This window comes from Synechococcus sp. ROS8604, assembly GCF_014279655.1.
In the GTDB taxonomy this organism is placed as follows: Bacteria; Cyanobacteriota; Cyanobacteriia; order PCC-6307; family Cyanobiaceae; genus Synechococcus_C.
The window spans coordinates 545,694-564,544 of record NZ_CP047946.1 but is presented as its reverse complement, the minus strand read 5'-3'; the positions used below and the strand labels follow the sequence as shown (position 1 = coordinate 564,544).

19 protein-coding genes and 2 tRNA genes are annotated in these 18,851 nt (G+C 57.8%); 8 read left to right on the top strand and 13 right to left on the bottom strand.

What is annotated here, in order from left to right; translation table 11 throughout:
- Window positions 1-4: 4 nt before the first annotated feature.
- Window positions 5-78: transfer RNA gene (locus SynROS8604_RS02930), tRNA-Arg, on the bottom strand.
- A 104-nt stretch (window positions 79-182) separates the two neighbouring features.
- Here SynROS8604_RS02930 and recF point away from each other — a divergent pair.
- Complete coding sequence (gene recF, locus SynROS8604_RS02925) at window positions 183-1,280, top strand: DNA replication/repair protein RecF (RefSeq protein WP_255445273.1); 1,098 nt, start codon at window positions 183-185, stop codon at window positions 1,278-1,280.
- Window positions 1,281-1,310: 30 nt separating this feature from the next.
- Window positions 1,311-1,817: an adenosylmethionine decarboxylase gene (gene speD, locus SynROS8604_RS02920; RefSeq protein WP_186545067.1), complete on the top strand. Its 507-nt coding sequence runs from the start codon at window positions 1,311-1,313 to the stop codon at window positions 1,815-1,817.
- A 15-nt stretch (window positions 1,818-1,832) separates the two neighbouring features.
- Here the strand turns inward: speD and SynROS8604_RS02915 are convergent, their stop codons facing one another.
- Window positions 1,833-3,227, bottom strand: a complete 1,395-nt coding sequence (locus tag SynROS8604_RS02915; protein WP_186545066.1) for a glutamate decarboxylase — start codon at window positions 3,225-3,227, stop codon at window positions 1,833-1,835.
- Between the two features lie 84 nt (window positions 3,228-3,311).
- Window positions 3,312-4,139 (bottom strand): ATP-dependent sacrificial sulfur transferase LarE, encoded by an 828-nt coding sequence (gene larE, locus SynROS8604_RS02910; protein ID WP_186545772.1) that lies wholly within the window; start codon window positions 4,137-4,139, stop codon window positions 3,312-3,314.
- A 72-nt stretch (window positions 4,140-4,211) separates the two neighbouring features.
- Between larE and SynROS8604_RS02905 the strand changes: the two genes are divergently transcribed.
- On the top strand, window positions 4,212-5,405 hold the full coding sequence (locus SynROS8604_RS02905; protein ID WP_186545065.1) for a cob(I)yrinic acid a,c-diamide adenosyltransferase: 1,194 nt from the start codon (window positions 4,212-4,214) through the stop codon (window positions 5,403-5,405).
- Window positions 5,406-5,411: 6 nt separating this feature from the next.
- On the opposite strand, the gene moeB is transcribed toward SynROS8604_RS02905, so the two are convergent.
- Together moeB and SynROS8604_RS02895 are read right to left on the bottom strand one after the other, a co-directional pair.
- Complete coding sequence (gene moeB, locus SynROS8604_RS02900) at window positions 5,412-6,575, bottom strand: molybdopterin-synthase adenylyltransferase MoeB (RefSeq protein ID WP_186545064.1); 1,164 nt, start codon at window positions 6,573-6,575, stop codon at window positions 5,412-5,414.
- A complete protein-coding gene (locus tag SynROS8604_RS02895; RefSeq protein WP_255445160.1) occupies window positions 6,568-7,032 on the bottom strand; it encodes a M67 family metallopeptidase in 465 nt (154 codons plus the stop codon). Before SynROS8604_RS02895 ends, moeB begins: the two co-directional genes overlap by 8 nt.
- An 89-nt stretch (window positions 7,033-7,121) precedes the next feature.
- On the opposite strand from SynROS8604_RS02895, the gene SynROS8604_RS02890 reads away from it, so the two are divergent.
- Window positions 7,122-7,508, top strand: coding sequence for a CAAD domain-containing protein (locus SynROS8604_RS02890; RefSeq protein WP_006854840.1), 387 nt, complete (start codon window positions 7,122-7,124; stop codon window positions 7,506-7,508).
- Window positions 7,509-7,532: 24 nt separating this feature from the next.
- Here the strand turns inward: SynROS8604_RS02890 and SynROS8604_RS02885 are convergent, their stop codons facing one another.
- Window positions 7,533-8,405, bottom strand: coding sequence for a fructosamine kinase family protein (locus SynROS8604_RS02885; protein WP_186545062.1), 873 nt, complete (start codon window positions 8,403-8,405; stop codon window positions 7,533-7,535).
- A 36-nt stretch (window positions 8,406-8,441) separates the two neighbouring features.
- On the opposite strand from SynROS8604_RS02885, the gene crtD reads away from it, so the two are divergent.
- Window positions 8,442-9,971: a C-3',4' desaturase CrtD gene (gene crtD, locus SynROS8604_RS02880; RefSeq protein WP_186545061.1), complete on the top strand. Its 1,530-nt coding sequence runs from the start codon at window positions 8,442-8,444 to the stop codon at window positions 9,969-9,971.
- Window positions 9,972-9,980: 9 nt separating this feature from the next.
- Here crtD and SynROS8604_RS02875 read toward each other — a convergent pair whose 3' ends face one another.
- Window positions 9,981-10,877 carry a prephenate/arogenate dehydrogenase gene (locus SynROS8604_RS02875; protein WP_255445159.1) on the bottom strand — a complete coding sequence of 299 codons (897 nt, stop codon included), beginning with the start codon at window positions 10,875-10,877 and terminating at the stop codon, window positions 9,981-9,983.
- Between the two features lie 66 nt (window positions 10,878-10,943).
- Here SynROS8604_RS02875 and SynROS8604_RS02870 point away from each other — a divergent pair, with 66 nt between their 5' ends.
- The 3 genes from SynROS8604_RS02870 to SynROS8604_RS02860 all read left to right on the top strand — a co-directional run bounded on the left by SynROS8604_RS02870 (window position 10,944) and on the right by SynROS8604_RS02860 (window position 13,121).
- On the top strand, window positions 10,944-12,398 hold the full coding sequence (locus SynROS8604_RS02870; RefSeq protein ID WP_186545060.1) for a helicase: 1,455 nt from the start codon (window positions 10,944-10,946) through the stop codon (window positions 12,396-12,398).
- Between the two features lie 41 nt (window positions 12,399-12,439).
- Entirely contained in the window at window positions 12,440-12,679 is a 240-nt protein-coding gene (locus SynROS8604_RS02865) for a DUF2839 domain-containing protein (RefSeq protein ID WP_006854835.1), read from the top strand.
- A gap of 91 nt (window positions 12,680-12,770) precedes the next feature.
- Window positions 12,771-13,121: a DUF1815 family protein gene (locus SynROS8604_RS02860; RefSeq protein ID WP_186545059.1), complete on the top strand. Its 351-nt coding sequence runs from the start codon at window positions 12,771-12,773 to the stop codon at window positions 13,119-13,121.
- On the opposite strand, the gene recA is transcribed toward SynROS8604_RS02860, so the two are convergent.
- The 6 genes from recA to SynROS8604_RS02830 all read right to left on the bottom strand — a co-directional run bounded on the left by recA (window position 13,118) and on the right by SynROS8604_RS02830 (window position 18,579).
- Window positions 13,118-14,266 carry a recombinase RecA gene (recA, locus tag SynROS8604_RS02855; protein WP_006854833.1) on the bottom strand — a complete coding sequence of 383 codons (1,149 nt, stop codon included), beginning with the start codon at window positions 14,264-14,266 and terminating at the stop codon, window positions 13,118-13,120. The genes SynROS8604_RS02860 and recA overlap by 4 nt on opposite strands.
- 153 nt (window positions 14,267-14,419) lie before the next feature.
- Window positions 14,420-15,184, bottom strand: a complete 765-nt coding sequence (locus tag SynROS8604_RS02850) for an HAD family hydrolase (RefSeq protein ID WP_186545058.1) — start codon at window positions 15,182-15,184, stop codon at window positions 14,420-14,422.
- 16 nt (window positions 15,185-15,200) lie between these two features.
- Window positions 15,201-15,272 (bottom strand) — tRNA-Gln (locus SynROS8604_RS02845).
- Between the two features lie 107 nt (window positions 15,273-15,379).
- The gene (locus tag SynROS8604_RS02840; protein WP_186545057.1) at window positions 15,380-17,011 is read right to left on the bottom strand and encodes an AAA family ATPase; all 1,632 of its coding nucleotides are present in this window, start codon (window positions 17,009-17,011) and stop codon (window positions 15,380-15,382) included.
- Between the two features lie 66 nt (window positions 17,012-17,077).
- Window positions 17,078-18,109: an LdpA C-terminal domain-containing domain gene (locus SynROS8604_RS02835; protein ID WP_186545056.1), complete on the bottom strand. Its 1,032-nt coding sequence runs from the start codon at window positions 18,107-18,109 to the stop codon at window positions 17,078-17,080.
- An 8-nt stretch (window positions 18,110-18,117) separates the two neighbouring features.
- Window positions 18,118-18,579: an NAD(P)H-quinone oxidoreductase subunit N gene (locus SynROS8604_RS02830; protein WP_186545055.1), complete on the bottom strand. Its 462-nt coding sequence runs from the start codon at window positions 18,577-18,579 to the stop codon at window positions 18,118-18,120.
- Window positions 18,580-18,851 lie beyond the last annotated feature (272 nt).

The following is an 18,851-nucleotide window of genomic DNA, read 5'->3' as shown; positions in this document are numbered from 1 at the left end:
ATCACGAGCATGGAGGGACTCGAACCCCCGACCCTCAGAACCGGAATCTGATGCTCTATCCAACTGAGCTACATGCCCCTGCGGCTGCCGCGACAGCTGCCGGTATTGATCGGCAAAATCAGCCGATCCAAGTACCTTAGCGACACGACGCATTCGGACCAATTCGGCTTCTCCAGCTTCAACTGCAGGGCTTTCGCAATCACAGCAACCTGCAGCTGGAGATCAAAGCACCACGCCTCCTGGTGATCGGTAGCAACGGTGTGGGCAAATCAAACCTGCTGGAATCCGTGGAGCTCCTCGGCAGCCTGCGCTCGCACCGAGCCAGCCAGGATGGAGATCTCATCCATTGGGACGCCAGCCGTGCCCTGCTAAAGGCAACCTGCGCAGACCAGCAGATCCTTGAACTGGAACTGCGTCGCCGCGGCGGCCGCCAAGCCAAGCGCAACGGGAAACCACTGCAACGACAGCTGGACTTGATTGGTCCTCTGCGCTGCGTGGGCTTCAGCGCCCTCGACCTGCATCTCGTGAGAGGCGAGCCCGCCCTGCGCCGCCAGTGGCTCGATCGTGTTGTGCTTCAGCTGGAGCCTGTTTATGCCGATCTCATCAGTCGCTACGGGCGCTTGCTGAGACAGCGGGCCCAATTCTGGCGACGGGGAGGGTTATCAACAGGCATGGAACCGCAAGCGCTCCTCGAAAGCTTTGATAGCCAAATGGCTCTTGTGAGCACACGCATTCATCGCAGGCGTCTGCGAGCCCTTGCCCGACTAGAGCCCCTAGCCGCTGTATGGCAAGACAGGCTGAGTGAAGGCCGGGAGCAACTTCAGCTTTGCTACACCCCTGGCAGTGCCTTGATCGGAGAAGAACAGGAGGAATCCTGGCGACTGACGATTGAGCAACAGCTCCGAGACCAACGCAAGGAAGAAGAACGTTTAGGCAGCTGCCGAGTTGGACCTCATCGCGACGAAATCGAAATGCGGATCAATGGAACCGCGGCAAGACGTTTCGGCTCATCTGGCCAACAACGCACCCTAGTGCTGGCCTTGAAGATGGCGGAGTTACAACTGGTCGGGGAACTCTGTGGCGAACCTCCCCTTCTTTTGCTGGATGACGTTTTGGCAGAACTCGACCCCACACGGCAGCTGGCCCTCCTCGAGGCCGTTGGAGAAAACCATCAATGCCTTGTTAGTGCCACCCATCTCGACGCCTTTGAAGGCGGATGGCGTGAGCAGTCGCAGATTCTCGAGGCAGACAGCTTGAGATCACAGTCCGAGACGCGGTAGGGTCGCGAGCCATTTACATGAAGATTCTTGATGGAGCAGTCCTTGTTCAGCCTGCATCCCAACCCGGGATGGGCGACGAAAGAGAGCACTACAGACCTCAGCTCCGACGCGACCACGCGCAGTGCAACCGACACCAGTGCAACCGACATGGTTGGTAAACACTGCATTCTCGAGCTCTACGACTGCGATCCTTCAAAGCTCGACGACGAAACTTTTCTCAGACACACCATCACGACAGCAGCCCACCGTGCTGGTGCAACTCTGCTCAACCTGATCACCCACCGCTTCGAACCCCAAGGGGTGACAGGTCTGGCACTCCTGGCTGAATCCCACATCTCCATTCACACCTGGCCTGAAAACGGATACGCAGCCGTGGATGTTTTTACCTGTGGTGACCACACCATGCCGGAGAAAGCCTGTGAGGTGCTGTGCGAAGACCTAGGTGCTGGTCGTCACGCCCTACGCAGCTTCTTACGGGAAACACCGGCAGCGCTTGGAACAACCGAGCGGATGCCGGCCGTTCCGATCGCGGCCTGAGTGCAAGACCTGGGTTCAGAGGTGGTTGTAAGACGCCGCCTCTGCGGCGAGCAGATTGTTCGTAATCGGGTGCTTTTGAAAATGTTCAATGGCTTGCCTGATGTCTTGCAGAAGCAGGTCCGCCATGTCGCGAGTGAAGTCTCGCTTCACCAAAATTCGTTGGAAGGCTGTTGATTCCAGTTCTCCTGTAAAGGGGTAGGCAGGCACCTGCCAGCCACGCATCCGCAACCGATCGGCAAAGTCATAGAGGTTGAAGCCATGATCCGGATTGTCATCAAGAGTCCAAACCACGGTGGGAATGCCCTGGTCGGGAGCACCGTCATGGATGATTTTGAACAGGTCCATCTCCCGTAATTTTTCGGCGAAGTACTGCGCATTGGCATGACTGGCCATATGAAGCATGCGATAGCCCTCTCGACCTAAGCGCACAAATTCGTGATATTGAGCGATCACCTGACCTGCCGGCCTTGAAAAATTAATCTGGAATGTCGGCATGTCTCCACCCAGATAGGTCACGTGAAAGACCAGCTCATCGGGCAGATCATCCTGACTACGCCAGAGAACCCAGCCCACGCCCAGGGGTGCCAAACCAAATTTATGGCCTGAAGCATTAATCGATTTCACGCGTTCCAAGCGAAAGTCCCACAGGGGGAGATCCGGTGCGCAGAACGGAGCAAGAAAGCCACCACTGGCCGCATCCACGTGAATCGGCACATCAAGGCCTGTACGAGCCTGAAGGTCATCCAAAGCCTTGCTGATGGACTCAATGTCCTCATAAAGGCCGTGATACGTCACCCCAAGCGTGGGCACCACAAAAATCGTGTTCTCATCCACAGCCTCGATAACACGCTCAGGACTGATACATAATTCACCAGTAAGCATCTCTAATTCACGCATTTCAATATCCCAATAGCGCGCAAATTTCTTCCAGCAGATCTGCACACTGCCACACACCATGTTGGGCTTATCGGTTGGCAAGCCTGCCGCCTCGCGACGTTTGCGCCACCGCCACTTCGCGGCCATCCCTCCAAGCATGGCCGCTTCACTACTGCCAATGGTGGAGCATCCAACGGCGGCACCAGGGGCATTCCACAAGTCGGCCATCATTGAAACGCAGCGACTCTCAAGCTCCGCCGTCTGAGGATATTCATCTTTATCGATCAGATTTTTATCCACTCCCAGAGTCATCAACTCCATCGCACTTTGCGCTTGATAGGTCTGACAAAATGTGGCCAAGTTCTGCTTACTATTTCCATCAAGAAGCAACTCTTCTTTCAAAAGTTGCACTGTGGAATTGCCCTCACGCCCTACTCCTGGGAAATGATGCTTTGGCAGCGGAGAGAGCATGGCATCAACCATGGCCTGCTCCTCACTGTCATGGAGATAATGACGGGATTGATGCAGTGCCACAAGAAAGGATTCATCTTTATAGAAACTATTCAGAGCGGGCAACCAGCGCCACAGTCGTTACGAAGTCGATGTTTGATCGAACGTCTAAACGCGATTGAGCTTGCCGCTCACCAGACCCTCCACGTCCACACTCACGGAGGTGAAACCAAGACTGAGAAGGGTTTTCACCAATTCACGCCGCAGCAAAGGCTGCAAAAGATCGGCAATTCGCTCCTCTGGAACCTCCACCCGAGCCGCCAGTCCGTGGCTACGCACCCGAACCTGATCAAATCCGTGCTGAATCAACCAGGCTTCTGCCTGTCCCACCCGCTGAAGGCGTTCACTGCTGATGGCTTCTCCGTAGGGGAAGCGGGAAGCAAGGCAAGGCTGCGCAGGCTTATCCCACCAAGGGAAACCAAGCGCCCAAGACAAGCGGCGAACGGTCGCCTTCGTGATGCCAAGTTCAGCCAATGGGGAGCGAACACCAGCTTCCAGCGCTGCCGCAATCCCAGGACGATGATCACCTAAATCATCTTGATTCACCCCATCGAGGACAAGGGCGCCGTTGGCTTCAGCCGCAATCGGAGCGAGATGGCGATGCAGCTCTCGCTTGCAGGCATAGCAACGGTCCTGAGGATTGCTGGTGTAACTCGGATCTTCAAGCTCAAGAGTGGACACCTCCTGATGCCGCATCCCAAGCCAGGCTGCCTGCTGACGTGCTTCCACCAGGAGATGGGGCGCTAGGGAGGGTGAAACGCCCGTAATCGCTAAGGCCTGTTCGCCGAGCTGCTCATGGGCGATTGCTGCAACGAGGCTGCTGTCAACACCACCCGAATAAGCAACACACACGTGCTTCTGAGCCGCAACGTCATTACGCAACCGCTCCAAGAGGTCACATTCCAGCTCGGACAACGATTCGAGCTGGCGGAAGATCACGTTGGTCACTGCCGTTGCTCGAAATCTCTGTATGCTCCCAGCGTAAGAAGACTCATCCTTTTCCCGCCAATGGATGCAGTCTCATCCGGTACGTCACAAGCCAACCGCTCTCGCGGCAACCGCGGCGTCGGAATCGTCACGGCTGCTGACAGCCGCGAGCGGAGCCTCGGTCAGTTGCATGTGTATGACGGTGAGGGCAAGGGCAAAAGCCAAGCAGCCTTGGGTGTTGTGCTGCGCACCATCGGCCTTGGGATCTGCGAGCAAAGACGCACAAGGGTTCTGTTGCTTCGATTCCTCAAAGGGCCAGGACGGGCTTACGACGAAGATGCCGCGATCGAAGCTCTGCAACAGGGTTTCCCCCACTTAATTGATCAGGTTCGAACGGGCCGGGGAGACTATTTCAGTGTGGATGAGGTGAAACGCTTCGACCGACAGGAAGCTCAACGGGGCTGGGACATCGCCAAAGGAGCCATTGCAAGCGCTTTGTACTCCGTCGTCGTTCTCGATGAACTCAATCCAGTGCTGGATCTCGGCTTACTCGAAACCGAAGATGTGATTCGGTCGCTGAAGAGCCGACCGGAAGGCATGGAAATCATCGTCACCGGGCGTGGAGCTCCACGCCCATTAGTGGAAATTGCAGATCTTCACTCTGAAATGCGCGCGCACCGACGCCCAGAGGTGGACAACAACGCAGCGCTGTCGTTTGTCACGGCAGGCGGCATCGAGATCTACACCGGTGAAGGAAAAGGGAAATCCACCAGTGCCCTCGGAAAAGCTCTGCAAGCGATCGGCAGAGGAATCAGCCAGGACAAAAGCCATCGCGTACTGATCCTGCAATGGCTTAAAGGAGGAAGTGGGTATACAGAAGACGCCGCGATCGCAGCCTTGCGTGAGAGTTATCCCCATTTGGTCGATCACCTTCGCTCAGGGCGTGATGCCATCGTTTGGCGTGGCCAGCAACAACCCATCGACTACGTAGAAGCAGAACGCGCCTGGGAAATCGCCAGAGCTGCGATCGCAAGTGGGCTCTACAAAACCGTGATTCTCGATGAGTTGAACCCCACAGTGGATCTCGAGCTTCTACCGGTTGAACCCATCGTTCAGGCCTTGCTCCGTAAGCCCACAGAGACGGAGGTGATTATTACCGGCCGGTGCAAACACCAGCCGGCCTATTTCGACCTTGCAAGCGTCCATTCAGAGATGGTGTGCCACAAGCACTACGCCGAGCAGGGCGTTGATCTCAAGCGCGGTGTCGATTACTAATCGCGCTCAATAGCGCGGAACGGAAGGGTCAATCTGCTCTGACCAGGCATCAATCCCGCCTTCCACGTTGACCGCATCGATGCCGTGGCTGGCAAGAAGCTCTACCGCCTTAGCCGAACGTCCTCCCAGTTTGCAGTGCACATAAACCGTTCGGCTCGCCGCGATGGCCTGGATGCGTTCGATCACCTCATCACTCTCAAGCGTGGACAACGGGATCAATTCGGAGCCAGCGATCACAGCAACCTCAACTTCTGCTGGATTGCGCACATCGATCAACGCCAAGTCTTGGTTCTGATCCAACAGGGCTTTGAGCGCAACCACAGAAATGCTTTTCATCAGATTCGATCTCTCCCCGGAGATCGAACCTCCGGCCGTGCAGAACGCTTGGTAGTCAATCAGCTTTTCGACGGGGGCGCGACTTGGCCTTCTTCGCAAGGTGAGCTCGCGAAACCGCATCGACAAGCCATCCACTAAGAGCAACCGACCATCAAGGGGGGTCCCAATTCCGGTGATCAGCTTGATGACCTCAGCGGCCTGAATCAGGCCAATCAAGCCAGGCATCACACCCATCACTCCTCCATCAGCGCAGGAGGGGACGAGCCCTTGCGGCGGCGGCTCCGGGACCAGGTCTCGATAATCCGGTGATTCACTCCCAAGATTGAACACACTCACTTGCCCTTCAAAGCGCTGGACCGAGCCATACACGAACGGTCGCTTGGTCAAGACGCAGGCGTCATTAATCAAATAGCGACTGGCGAAATTATCCGTTCCGTCTACCACCACGTCGTACGCAGAAACCAGCTCCAGCGCATTGCTCGCCGACAAGCGGACACCATGCTCTTCCACCCGACAAAAGGGATTGAGATCTTTTATTCGAGAACCCGCTGATGACGTTTTGGCCTGGCCCACCGTTCCCGTGCCATGGATCACCTGACGTTGCAGGTTGGAGGGCTCAACAAGGTCATCATCCACAACCCCGATGCGACCCACCCCTGCCGCCGCCAAATAAAGCAGGAGCGGCGAACCCAGGCCACCAGCACCAATGCACAACACCGAGCCTGCTTTTAAGCGTTGCTGTCCGGCAATGCCCACTTCGGGGAGGGTGATATGGCGGGCATATCTGGTCTTCTCCTCTCCACTTAGCTGAGGAGCACCCCCCGCTTCAGTCATGGCGAATCCCAGGATCTCCTGGAAGGGACGTCAGAGGAGTCTCCCCCATGACCCGAATCGGCAGAGGCTGAACCTCGGCGGGAGCGCAATGGGGAGCCTCGACCTCCAGCCACCAAGCCGCAAGGGCATGGTTGTTTCCCATGATCAGCATCAATCCTGAGCTCCCAGCCCAAAGACGATCTCTTCGACTAGGCACCACCGAAGCTCCCGGATGGGAATGGGCACTCCCAAGCACTTTTAATGAGCGCGACCGCGCCCAACGTTGCGCGGCAATTTGCTCACGGGGGTCGAGCTCAAAACGATCTTTTTCTTGACGACCCACCATGTTTCGGCAAGGCCAGATCAACTGCACGCACCAATCATCCGCGGCTGAATCCGCCAAGCCATGCTCCTCTCCGAGCAACAGAGCACAGCCTTCTGCAGGTGCGGGAGCCAGAAGATCGTGACGGAGAACCATTAGGCATTCAGCACCAATGATCAACTGGGATGGCGCTTGTGAAAAAAGACCGATAATCTCAGCCAAAATCTGCACTAAGCATTAGTTCCATGAGCGAGGAGTCCACCACCCCGGCGAGTGAGTCAACTTGGACCGCTAACACCAGCGAATCATCCACCAACACTGAAACCGCCAACTTTTCTGAGCGCTACAGCGAAATTCTCGGAAAAGTCAACGAGACCTTAGACAAGGTGGATTGGAGCCAAGCCGGTCGTATTGGCAAAGTGGTTGGAATTTTTGCAGCTGTCATCGTTGCCCAAATTCTGATTAAGGGCATTCTCGACACCATCAATCTTCTTCCTGTCGTCCCAGGGCTCCTAGAGCTTCTCGGCGTTGTGGTGGTGGGCCAATGGAGCTGGAAAAATCTCACCACCAGTGAAAAGCGCACCGCTTTGGTGAATCGCGTTCAGACCCTACGTAGCGAATACCTCGGCTAAAACGGAGCGGATTTTCTCTCTCAATCACAACAACATTGACCTCATGGCATCGATTGCTGTGAGGGATTTTTTTTGGTAGCCACCTCCAAACAGATTGGCGTGATTCAACAGGTGATAGAGGTTGTAAACGACAATCCGATCGTCATGTTTGGGATCTAGCGGCCATTCCTGTTGATAGCCCTCGTAAAAGCGGGCACTGAATCCACCAAACAGGTGAGTCATCGCCAGATCCACCTCCCGATCAGCCCACCAACAGGCCGGGTCGATCAAGGCTCCCCGTCCATCAACGAGCACTGACGCGTTTCCTCCCCACAGATCGCCATGCACGAGGCAGGGCTCGGGCTGATGTTGATCCAACCAAACCCTTGTGGCTGCAAGCAACGGTTCGAGTGGATCCAGAGCCAATCCCCAGTTGGATGCCAACTGAAGCTGGGGGATCAGTCGCAAGCTCACAAACGCATCACCCCAAGACGGCAACCAACCAGCTGGTTGCGGCCCCAAGCCAATAAAGCCCTCTTCATCCCAACCAAATCGATCCAACCCAGCTTCAGCAGATGCTCGATGAAGGAGGGCTAACCCTCGCCCTAGCTGATGTTGATCCCCTCGCCCGGACTCAAGCCAGGGCAAAATCATCGCCGCTCGCTCTCCCACCGGGACCACTCCAAGCGGATCAGGGATCAACAGCAGCTCAGGGTCAGCCCAATGCTTGAGGGAGCGGAGCCCCCGGGCTTCCACGTGGAGCATGGCTGGTGACGCCAGCTTCAGGAAGAGAGATCGCCCATCCGATAAGTCAGCACGCCAGGTGGAGGCACTGCAAGCAGGCTCCAGGGTCTTGCACTCACAGCCCTGGAGCTGACCACAATCGTTTTGCAACGCCTCCAGCAGTTGCCTTCGCATTCACGATCTCCCTAACGCAACTGTCAGCATGGCCTGATGCAAAAACGCGACGACGTGATCGTGGTCGGCGGTGGCATCGCTGGACTCACGGCAGCGGCACTGCTGGCACGCGACGGTGTTTCGGTCACCCTTTTAGAAGCGCATTATCAGCCGGGGGGCTGTGCAGGCACCTTCCGTCGAGGGGCGTACACCTTTGATGTTGGTGCCACCCAAGTGGCAGGGCTCGAACCTGGTGGCAGCCATGCCCGCATCTTTCAACATCTGGATCTGCCCTTACCAGAGGCAGAACTACTGGATCCAGGCTGCGTCGTCGACCTGGCCGATGGATCTCCCCCCGTGCACCTTTGGCACGACCCCCTGCGCTGGAAGCAGGAACGGCAACAACAATTTCCAGGCAGCGAAAGGTTCTGGCAGCTCTGCAGCTTTCTTCACCAAAGCAATTGGCTCTTTGCGGCTTCCGACCCGGTCTTACCGATTCGCAATGGCTGGGATTTCAAGCAAACACTGGCAGCGATCAATCCAGGCAATCTGCTCAGCGCCCCTCTGAGTCTCTGCACAGTCAAAGACCTTTTAACGCTGTCTGGCTGCGGCAGTGATCAACGCCTGCGGCGCTTTCTCGATCTACAACTCCGGCTTTACTCCCAACAGCCCGCCGATCAGACCGCAGCGCTTTACGGAGCGACGGTGTTGCAAATGACCCAAGCCCCTCTGGGCCTATGGCACCTTCACGGATCCATGCAAGTGCTCAGTGAACTGCTGGCATCTGGGTTGAAGCGCGATGGAGGAACCATGCTTCTGCGTCACCGCGTCCAGCAATTGCAGCAAAACTCAGATGGGTCAGGCTGGCAACTTCGCGTTGAAGGACCAGACCGGAAAAAGCAGATCTTTGACGCTGGCGACGTCATCAGCACCCTCCCGCCTCAATGCCTCCCTGAGCTGATCGCTCCTGAACACAGCGCTGACAAGAGGCCGATGCCAGCGCCCTATCGCCAACACCTCACCGAGCTCGAGGCCCCCAGTGGGGCACTGGTATTTTATGGCGCCATCGACAGGGCCTATCTGCCAAACGACTGTCCAGGCCATTACCAACGGGATGCAAGCGATCCTGGCTCAATGTTTATCTCGATCAGCCGAGAGGGAGATGGCCGAGCGCCGAAAGGGCAAGCCACTGTGATTGCCAGCGTGTTTACAACCCCTAAGGGTTGGTTCTCGGGCTCAGAAACGGAGTACCAAAGCAAAAAAAAGGCCTGTCAAACCAAGATCCGCAACGAGGTGGAAGCCGCCTTGGGCTTGTCAGATCACACCTGGCTTCATCAGGAGCTGGCAACACCGAGGGGCTTTCTGCGCTGGACCGGTCGGCCCAACGGCATCGTCGGCGGTTTGGGGCAATCTCCCAGCCGTTTCGGACCTTTTGGCCTGGCGAGCCGCACGCCAATGCCTGGGCTCTGGCTCTGTGGAGATTCCATTCATCCAGGTGAGGGAACAGCAGGGGTCACCCTGTCTGCCTTCATGGCCTGCAGACAATTGCTCGCTCAACGCGGCCAAACCCTTGAGCTCAACAGTTGAAACCCTCCGCTACTCAGAAAGGAACTGCGGTCGTAGCGACTGCGTTTTTTCCAGCTCTTTCTCGAGCTGAGCCCAATGCCCCTCAAGAATCGCTTCTTCCAGCTGCTCCAAACTCCAGCGATAAGCCGCTAAGGAGCGAAGCACCGCCTGCGTGTTGTGCGCCGTCATGGCAGTCCCGAGAGCCGGGTTGCCACCCCCCACTCGGCTCGTATCGGCAAAACCGCTCGACGCCAAGGTCCTCGCCAGATCCAGCACAGCAGGATCCCGTTCTTCTCCTACCGCCCGCAATAAAGCAGCACTCACGATGACGGGGAGATGGGAGATCAGCGCCACGGCTTGGTCATGACGGGCCGCATCAGCTGTCAGCCAATGACTACCGAGCCGCAAGGCCAACTGGTGGATCAGCTCAAGGGCCACTGGATCCGTCGCAGACTCAGGTGTTGACACCCAAGGACGGCCACAAAAAAGTCCTGGAAAACCAGAATCAACCCCCGCTTGAGCCGTTCCCGCCATGGGATGACTCCCCACAAAGCGCGGATGAAGATCGCGCCAAACCGCCAGGACCTCTGCCTTCACAGAGCCCACATCAGTGACCACCGCCTGCTCGGGGAGGGCCTTCAGCAGGCTCTCTTCCGGTGCCAGCAACAAGGCCAAGGGGAGGGCCAGGATCACCAGGTCGCAATCTTGAAGACAGCTGGGATCCGTGCTCACCAGTGGAGCAAGCCCTCTGCTGCGGGCCCGTTCAGCGGTGACTTCACGGTGAACCAGGCCTTGCACCTCAACCCCTTGTTGGCTGAGGTCAAGGGCGATCGAGCCACCGATCAAGCCCATCCCCACCACGCCGACGCGCTGGATCCACCACGGCTGCACCGCTTGCCCCTGATCCATCGGATCGATTTCGCTCATTCACCCATGTTGATCGATCGATCCGCATGAACCAAACCCATTCAGGGCACTGCTTAGGCTCCTTGGATGCTGGAAGTCCAAGCCCATCAGCAGCTCAAGCAACTTCTCCATCTCGAGGAGATGCCATGGGAGCACCATCTGACGCTTAGCCGTCTGATCGGTCGCAGCTTGCGCAGACAAGATCGCACCCGCATCCGGTTATCTGCGGGTGAGCGGGATCGCTGGTGGCTGGGGTTGCTCGTTCCTCTTTGCCTGCATTCCGAAGACTGTGTGCTGGTGCTCGATGAACGCCAACGGCAACGCTTCCTTCAAGTGGAACTGCCCCGTCTTCGCCAGGGTGGCCTAAGGCTTGCCTGTTGGAGTGGCAGCTCTGCTCCCCCCGGCCCACAACTCTGGCTGCTCTCTCCGGCCGAACTGGTCAACGTTCACCGCCAAGGCGGCTTCAAACCTTCGCATCAGTTGATCATTCCTGAAGCGGAATCGTTGGCGCACCACCTGCGCCAAGCGATGGGGCTCACCATCGCAACCCAGGATTGGGATCGGTTGCGTCAGGCCTACCCAGCAGCGGGTCCTGCACTCCTCGACCTCCACGAGCGCCTCAGCCGCCAATTGTTCGCCGCCTCCAGCCGATCCAGTTGCGAGCTGCCCATGCCAAGCAGCGCATTGGTGAGCCTGCGCGACTTGATCGGTTTGCTTGGGTCTTCACCAGAGCCCTGGACTGAGTTGTTAACGCTCCAGAGTTCGCAATGGGCCAGCTGGGCGCATCTCGACCACAACCTGCTGCAATGGACTTGGACGCTTCAACCCCTAGAACCGCTGCAAACGCTTCGTTCTCTGCTGGAACAACACCCTTCGATTCTTCTGCAAACGGATGGTGTATCCCTGGAGCGGCCCAGGCATACCGCTGAACGGACGCCAGAGTCAGGGGCCGTGGTGGACATCCAACTCCACGATCGAATGCACACGGAACCGCTGCAGTTGTTCGCCCCCAGACGGCAACCGTTGCCGAATACGGCGATCTATGCGGAGCATCTTCTCGATCAATGTCGGCGCTTGATTCTTGGGCGTCGCGGACTGACCCTGGTTCTCCTGGACGATCCAGGGCTAAGGCAAAAACTCACCAGCGAACTCGCTGGAGAATTTGGCAGCAGAGTGATTCATCAAGGCACAGCACCGGAAGCCAACGGAGTGATCTGCTGCAGTTGGTCGTGGTGGATGAACCATCAGAACCAGCTACCGGCTCTGGATCAGCTCATCGTTGCCCTGCTTCCTGTCTCCAGCTTGGAAGATCCGCTCACGGCTGCTCGGGTGGAATCGTTGAAAAAGCTTGGAAGGGATTGGTTCCGTGACTTACTTCTGCCGGAAGCGCTAGCAAAGCTGGTTCCAGCGATCGCGCCCTTAAGGCAGAGCGGCGGACGGCTAGCCATTTTGGATGGGAGGGTCCGTGCACGGAGCTGGGGCAAGCAGGTCCTGCGCGCCCTCGAACCCTGGTCTCCCCTCCAGCGGCTGTTGCCGGACTGACACCCTCTCTAGTCTTGATATCTGCCAATCAGCCTGCCTCGATGGGAGAAGCTCGACGTCGCAACAGCCAGGGACTACCTCCCAAGCAACGCAAATCTGACCCCAAGGACAGTGAGCGAATCGTTGCTTGGTTGCCGTTAACCCGCAGCCAATCCCAGCAATTTGTTGCCCTCACAACCCGGGGAGCCTGGATCGGCATTGGGGGGCTGGTGGTGTTTTGGATCGTGGTGCGCTTCATCGGACCGGCGGCGGGCTGGTGGACCCTGGCAGACATGCCCTAACGCTTCAGCCGAAAGCCGCCCAACCAGAAGGCGCTCAGCAAAAGCCCCCGTTCAAAACCTTTAGAGTTCCTAAAGGTTTCCTGAACCCGTGATGTTTTTACGCCTTGCCGATCAGTACCGCACCGTCGTCCAAGACTTGGTCATGAGCCTTCATGCCCTTGCTTCAAGTCTTCAAAAGCAAGGGATTGTCGCCACCTGCTACGGCTGCGATGACGGCCAAGGCCATGACGGCCATGGCGCATCGTTCGTAGCCGAACTCGGTGATCAACACCTCGTGCGTTTTCTTGTCTCCGACTTCGGGATCAGCTGGGTTGAATCCCGCAATGGACGAGAACTCGTGAAATTTGAGGGCGCTGAAGCCATTCAGGAGCTTCAACGCATCGCTATCACCATTCAGGAGCGCGCCACCACGGGCAGCACTCCCGAAACCGTCAGCCGTTAAGCAGCCCCATCAACAGCGGACTTTTTATCCGTGTCAGCCGGTTTCGCCGCAGGCTTGGCTGCAGCTGAGCGGGCCGCAGCAGCCAAAGGACGCATCGAATTCGCCGTCACTTCCGATCCTTCGGTCAACTTCTGACGCACAAGCACTTCGATGGCCTCCTTGGCGTCAGGGTTTTGCTCGAGCCAGCCGATGGTGTTGTCACGACCTTGGCCAATGTTGTCGCCCTCGTAGCTGTACCAGGCCCCTTTGCGCGTCACCACACCCGTTTCCTCGGCCAAATCGAGAACACATCCGAGCGTGCTGATCCCACGCCCAAACAAAATATCGAACTCAGCAATGCGAAACGGAGGTGCCACCTTGTTTTTCGCCACCTTGACCTTCGCCCGAATGCCGTACTCCTCAGTGCCGCGCTTCAGAGTTTGGATCCGGCGAATATCAAGTCTTACCGAGGCGTAAAACTTCAGTGCATTGCCACCAGTGGTGGTTTCGGGATTGCCGTAGGTCACTCCGATCTTCAAGCGAAGCTGGTTCAGGAAGATCACGGTGCAACCTGACTTGCCAATGTTGCCAGTGATCTTGCGCATGGCTTGGCTCATCAGGCGCGCTTGCGCTCCAACAGCCAAATCCCCCATTTCCCCCTCAATCTCAGCGCGAGGTGTCAGCGCGGCAACCGAGTCGACCACCACAATGTCGACCGCAGCAGAGCGAACCAACTGATCGACGATCTCAAGCGCCATCTCACCCGTATCCGGCTGGGAGACCAGCAGATTTTCGATGTCAACGCCGAGAGAAGCCGCATAGACAGGATCAAGGGCGTGCTCAGCATCGACGAAGGCCGCCACCCCTCCACGCTTTTGCACCTCAGCGATGGCATGAAGCGTGAGCGTGGTTTTTCCTGAACTTTCAGGTCCATAAACCTCCACCACTCGCCCCTTGGGGTACCCACCACCAAGGGCTAGATCCAGAGTGAGAGCCCCCGTGGAGATGGTTTCCACCCGCATTCGGGAGGCATCTCCCAAACGCATGATCGAACCCTTCCCAAAATTTCGCTCGATTTGACCGAGCACAAGGTCCAAGGCCTTGTCCTTTTCCCCTGGACGGGGATTGCCTTGGGAGGACTGAGCGGCTTTCACGTCGGCTGGCATAGCAATGAACAGTTAAGGAGCAAACAGGTGCCGCAGGTCGCCGATTCAGCCGGCGGAAGACCCGCAAACTGAAGTCGACTCAACACTGGACAGATCATCCAGTGCCCCAACCAACGCCACTTGTCTCACCTAGTACACATGTACGTTATCGAATCAGGGCCAGATCGCCAAGGGGGCTGCAAATTGGCTGGCCGAAAGCAAATCAAGCCCTTCCGGCAACCCCTCTCGGTCCGCCGGACGCAGGTATCCCCAATCGGCCAAAAAGCACTGCAGCCCCTCTAGCCCTGGAGTCCCCAATACCGCTTCAAGGGTGGCCCGCCGATCTTCCACAAACCCCCTCAGCGCCCATTCACGGCGCAATCGCACCAACACCTCAGGCTTTGGCCCGGACTCTCTGCCATCAAGCCTTACGGGTCGAAGCTGAAAAGCATCAAGCAACTCGGCCGTGAAATCACGCCCTTTTGTGGTGAGCACAGACCAAGCCACCCCCTCTTCCTCCAAGCGCGACAAACGCTCCGGCACTCCCTCAAACGGCTGATGCAATGCCACCCAGCCGGAACGATCAGCAGACACGGCCTGACGACGAACGCGTTCCAGGGAGTCTTGAAGCAGCGATGGATTCCATCCAAACCGATGGAGACCGGCTTGGAGCTGCTGGTCATAATCAGCGGCAAAAGCATCAGCACCAAGACGCTGCAACGGTCCATCGGACTCTTGAAGCAAGGCAGCGATCAGGACCATCTCCCAGCCGTGGTGCACCCATGGACGCAACTGACGGAAAATGTTCGGTGTGTGCTCCGGCAGGAGCACCCCCTGGAGCAAGGATCGGCAAGCTACTCGGGAACTCGACCAATATTCGTCCATCCCATCGAGGATCACCCCGTCGAAATCGAAAACGAGGAGAGGCTGTAGTGACACCGGGAATCCGGAAAAACTGGGCCGCTAGGATTCGAACCTAGGAATGGCGAGACCAAAACCCGCTGCCTTACCGCTTGGCGACGGCCCATTAACCCCAGCTCAGCACCACCAAACTGGTGGTCCCTGCTAGTGCATACATAGTTACCCACAACATAGTGACCTTCGTCAATCCACCTCTCACAACGAATCCCTGATTCAAGGTGGAAACACTCTCAGTCGCCGCTGACCACTGGTGCCATACACATCGCTACGAAGGCGGTAGCGCGTAACGAGCTCTGCCTGCATTTGGCGCACATCGTCGTTGCGGGGAAGCAGCTCCACGGGACGGCCTTGCGGAACCACCACCTGCTCAACGGCCCGACGGCATTCCTCAAGAGCAGCAGAGGCATCGGACTGATCACCAGAGTCCGCAGAGTCTCGATCGCTCACTCCATGATCACGGCGCATCAACAAACGCTCCAAGGCCCTCTCCACTTGAGGGAGGGTGTCGGATTTGATCACCAAGATGGGAACGCCTGCGTCTCTCGCTTGACGACGCAGCTCAGGTTGACGGCCAAGTCCTTGGCGAACGCTCAGCACCACATCGGCCTGCACGAGATCATCCACCGCTTGCACAGCCCAGTCATGTCGGCGAACCGCTTCATCCAGCCGTTGCTCGCTCAGGCCACAACAGAGAACCTGAAGCAGCGTTGACGGCGCCTGAGCCTCTTTTAACGCTGACGGTGCAGCCCTCATCTCCACGGGTTGATGTGGGTTTGGATCAACGGGATCTGGAAGCGGGACCGGCGCCAAGAAAGGGCGACGCAAGGGCGAGGGAGACACCTGGGGTTCAACGCGCAGAACGCGTCCATCGGAAGCCATCTTCCGCTCTTCAGGGCTGGGGACATGCCCGCGCAGCAAGGTATCAACCGCTCGTCCCACCTCTCGATACACGGCCCAGCAACTACGACTATGTATCTCAACGGCCATTGAGAACGTCGGTTCCGCCGCCCGCTCAAGCACCGTTTTCTGACTGCGACGACGACGCGCCTCATCGTCGCCCAGGGTGACGGATTCAATGCCACCAATGAGATCGCACAGGGTTGGATTTTTGATCAGGTTGGACAGGGCATTGCCGTGCGCTGTCGCCACCAAAGTCACCCCCCGTTCCGCGATCGTGCGGGCTGCACGCGCTTCCAACTCGGTGCCGATTTCGTCAATCACGATCACCTCAGGCATGTGGTTTTCCACGGCCTCGATCATCACGTGATGCTGAAGCTCTGGGCGTGCCACCTGCATGCGCCGCGCTCGACCAATCGCAGGGTGGGGGATATCGCCATCTCCCGCTATTTCATTGCTGGTGTCGATCACCACAACACGCTTCCCCAGATCATCGGAGAGAACGCGAGCGATCTCGCGCAAAGCCGTTGTCTTCCCGACCCCGGGCCGGCCCATCAGAAGCAAGGACTCACCGCTATCGAGAAGATCGCGCACCATCGCCACCGTCCCGAACACCGCGCGACCAACGCGGCAGGTCAAACCCACCACCTCCCCTCGGCGGTTACGGATGGCACTGATCCGATGCAAGGTTCGCTCAATGCCCGCCCTGTTATCAGAGCCAAACTGGCCGAGACGTTCCACCATCGCCTGCAGATCGGCGCGCGTAATGGTGCTGCTTCCAAGGGGGGTGGACCCACCTGAATATCGAGCTTCTGGAACACGTCCAAGGTCGAGTACCACCTCGAGCAGTTGGTCTCTGGACTCCGGGGAAGCCAACGAGGCTTGAAGCTCTGCTGGAAGCAAAGAAACGAGTCGGTTTAAGTCGTCGGTAATGCGCTCGGTCGTCATGGCTCAGCCGGCCAGCAATCGGACCGAAAACAGTCATAGCAAGAGGAACAGGAGGTTGGAGTGCGATCAGCTACGCCGCAACCAGGGAGCAATCAACAGGCGAGCAGCTTGCAGAGACTGAGCCCAGCCATCCGGCCAGTCGCGCAAACGACATCCCCGGTCTTGCGCCGCTTGAAAAAAGGGCTGCACCAGCGCCCTCGCCACCCCACCAAAAGCAACACCAGCAGGTCCCATCGCTCCCCCTTGGGATGGCAGCAATCCAACCGTTGCTGTATTGGTCCCACCAGCCAACTGCAAGGGACCAGGCGGCGCCAAGGGCTGAAGCCGCTCCCACAAACCAACGGCGGCGCGGGCCGTCCCAACCCCAAGATCACCGCTCATGGGACGACCATCAAGCTGCCAAAGCGGGCGTTGTTGGTGCGCACGCAAGGCTTGATGGCGCTGCCACAGTTCTCTGGAAAGCGACTCCACCGTGACGTGATGGCCTTCCAGTCCACAACTGACTGACAGCCGCCTCAGGGGGACATCCGCAAGACGAACCTGTTCCAATGTTGCCTGAAAAGCAGGCATGCGCCCTGGCGCCGTATGTATTTCCAAAGCATCGGGACGCAAGGATTGAAGAAGGGAAGCCAAGTCATGCAGGCCCACCCGACGATCCAAGGATTGAATGATTTGGGGCGGGCATGCCGGCCAACAGCGACCGCACCCGTAGCAAAGCCGTTCATCAACGCCGACACCTGCCCGGATGGCATCGGCTGGACACACGCGCTCACAAGGCCGTGAGCAATCTGGGGGGCACAGGTCTGGATCAAAAACCGCCTTGCGGAAATGGGCATCATGTCCGTCACTCACACTCACCATCAACCAGGGGCGTCGTCTGGTGCGCTCCCAGGCCCAGTCGAGGCCCTCACGAGCAGCACGCACAACGGCAGCGTCTGCAGCCACATCCACGCAGTGAACGCCTGCAACAGCGAAGAGCGCGCAAAGATCTCCGATCGTGGCCAAATCTTGGTTGCTGGCTCCGCAGATCAACTTGACCCAGGATCCATTCGCCAGAGCGAGCTCACCGGGATCCACTCTCTGCAGAGCAGTGGTCACGGTGGAATTCAGTTGTTCAGAAGCTCATTCATGGGTTGCCAACGAAGGCTTCGCGCGCCTCCCATTTCCACCACCACTTTCAAACGAGGCTCTCGACAACACAAATCACACAGGGCTGACAATTCTGAGCGCGATAGGACTTGGCCTTCAAGCAGCCATAACGCAACCGGCTTCGTCCCCAACATCGCTTCACCAAGGAGTGGCATCACCTCCTGAACCTCCCCCACAGCGGCACCGCGGCCAACGCTTTGATGCCCGAGGTGGGGCGGACGAATTCCATGTTTTTGGAATAAAAACACCTCTGGATCGCCCAGACCGCGGGCAGAGGAAAGCTGCGTGCGATATCCAGCTCCGCGCAATCGGCGCAATAAACGCGTTTCAGCACCACCTTCGAGGGGCGCAAACACAGCCATGCAACCTGCCGACTCCAGCTCACGGCGGAAACCACGACCAGACAGCAGCAGCGGCATGAATTTGGATCGAATAACAGGATTCTGGCAGTTAAACGCCACCAGTCAGTGGCTTGATCGCCATGCTGTAGTGTCTTTATTTGCACTGTTGAACTGTGCCCGTCCGCTAGCCGGGCCTCCAGATCGCAGAGCAGGTTCGGCGTTTGCGCCGGATCCCTAGGCCAGAGCAGCCTCACCAATTCATTGGTTGTACTGCCGAGAAACTCACCGAGCAAACCATTGCACGGAAAGTCTCAGCCAGCTGATTCGCTCGCTAGCCCCAATCCGCCTTC

What these genes read in the sequence shown, in the direction of transcription:
- speD (WP_186545067.1), top strand. Translation starts at nt 1,311, where the DNA reads ATGGAGCAGTCCTTGTTCAGCCTGCATCCCAACCCGGGATGGGCGACG.
- SynROS8604_RS02905 (WP_186545065.1), top strand. Translation starts at nt 4,212, where the DNA reads ATGGATGCAGTCTCATCCGGTACGTCACAAGCCAACCGCTCTCGCGGC.
- moeB (WP_186545064.1), bottom strand. Translation starts at nt 6,575, where the DNA reads ATGACTGAAGCGGGGGGTGCTCCTCAGCTAAGTGGAGAGGAGAAGACC.
- SynROS8604_RS02895 (WP_255445160.1), bottom strand. Translation starts at nt 7,032, where the DNA reads ATGGTTCTCCGTCACGATCTTCTGGCTCCCGCACCTGCAGAAGGCTGT.
- SynROS8604_RS02890 (WP_006854840.1), top strand. Translation starts at nt 7,122, where the DNA reads ATGAGCGAGGAGTCCACCACCCCGGCGAGTGAGTCAACTTGGACCGCT.
- SynROS8604_RS02885 (WP_186545062.1), bottom strand. Translation starts at nt 8,405, where the DNA reads ATGCGAAGGCAACTGCTGGAGGCGTTGCAAAACGATTGTGGTCAGCTC.
- crtD (WP_186545061.1), top strand. Translation starts at nt 8,442, where the DNA reads ATGCAAAAACGCGACGACGTGATCGTGGTCGGCGGTGGCATCGCTGGA.
- SynROS8604_RS02875 (WP_255445159.1), bottom strand. Translation starts at nt 10,877, where the DNA reads ATGAGCGAAATCGATCCGATGGATCAGGGGCAAGCGGTGCAGCCGTGG.
- SynROS8604_RS02870 (WP_186545060.1), top strand. Translation starts at nt 10,944, where the DNA reads ATGCTGGAAGTCCAAGCCCATCAGCAGCTCAAGCAACTTCTCCATCTC.
- SynROS8604_RS02865 (WP_006854835.1), top strand. Translation starts at nt 12,440, where the DNA reads ATGGGAGAAGCTCGACGTCGCAACAGCCAGGGACTACCTCCCAAGCAA.
- SynROS8604_RS02860 (WP_186545059.1), top strand. Translation starts at nt 12,771, where the DNA reads ATGTTTTTACGCCTTGCCGATCAGTACCGCACCGTCGTCCAAGACTTG.
- recA (WP_006854833.1), bottom strand. Translation starts at nt 14,266, where the DNA reads ATGCCAGCCGACGTGAAAGCCGCTCAGTCCTCCCAAGGCAATCCCCGT.
- SynROS8604_RS02840 (WP_186545057.1), bottom strand. Translation starts at nt 17,011, where the DNA reads ATGACGACCGAGCGCATTACCGACGACTTAAACCGACTCGTTTCTTTG.
- SynROS8604_RS02830 (WP_186545055.1), bottom strand. Translation starts at nt 18,579, where the DNA reads ATGCCGCTGCTGCTGTCTGGTCGTGGTTTCCGCCGTGAGCTGGAGTCG.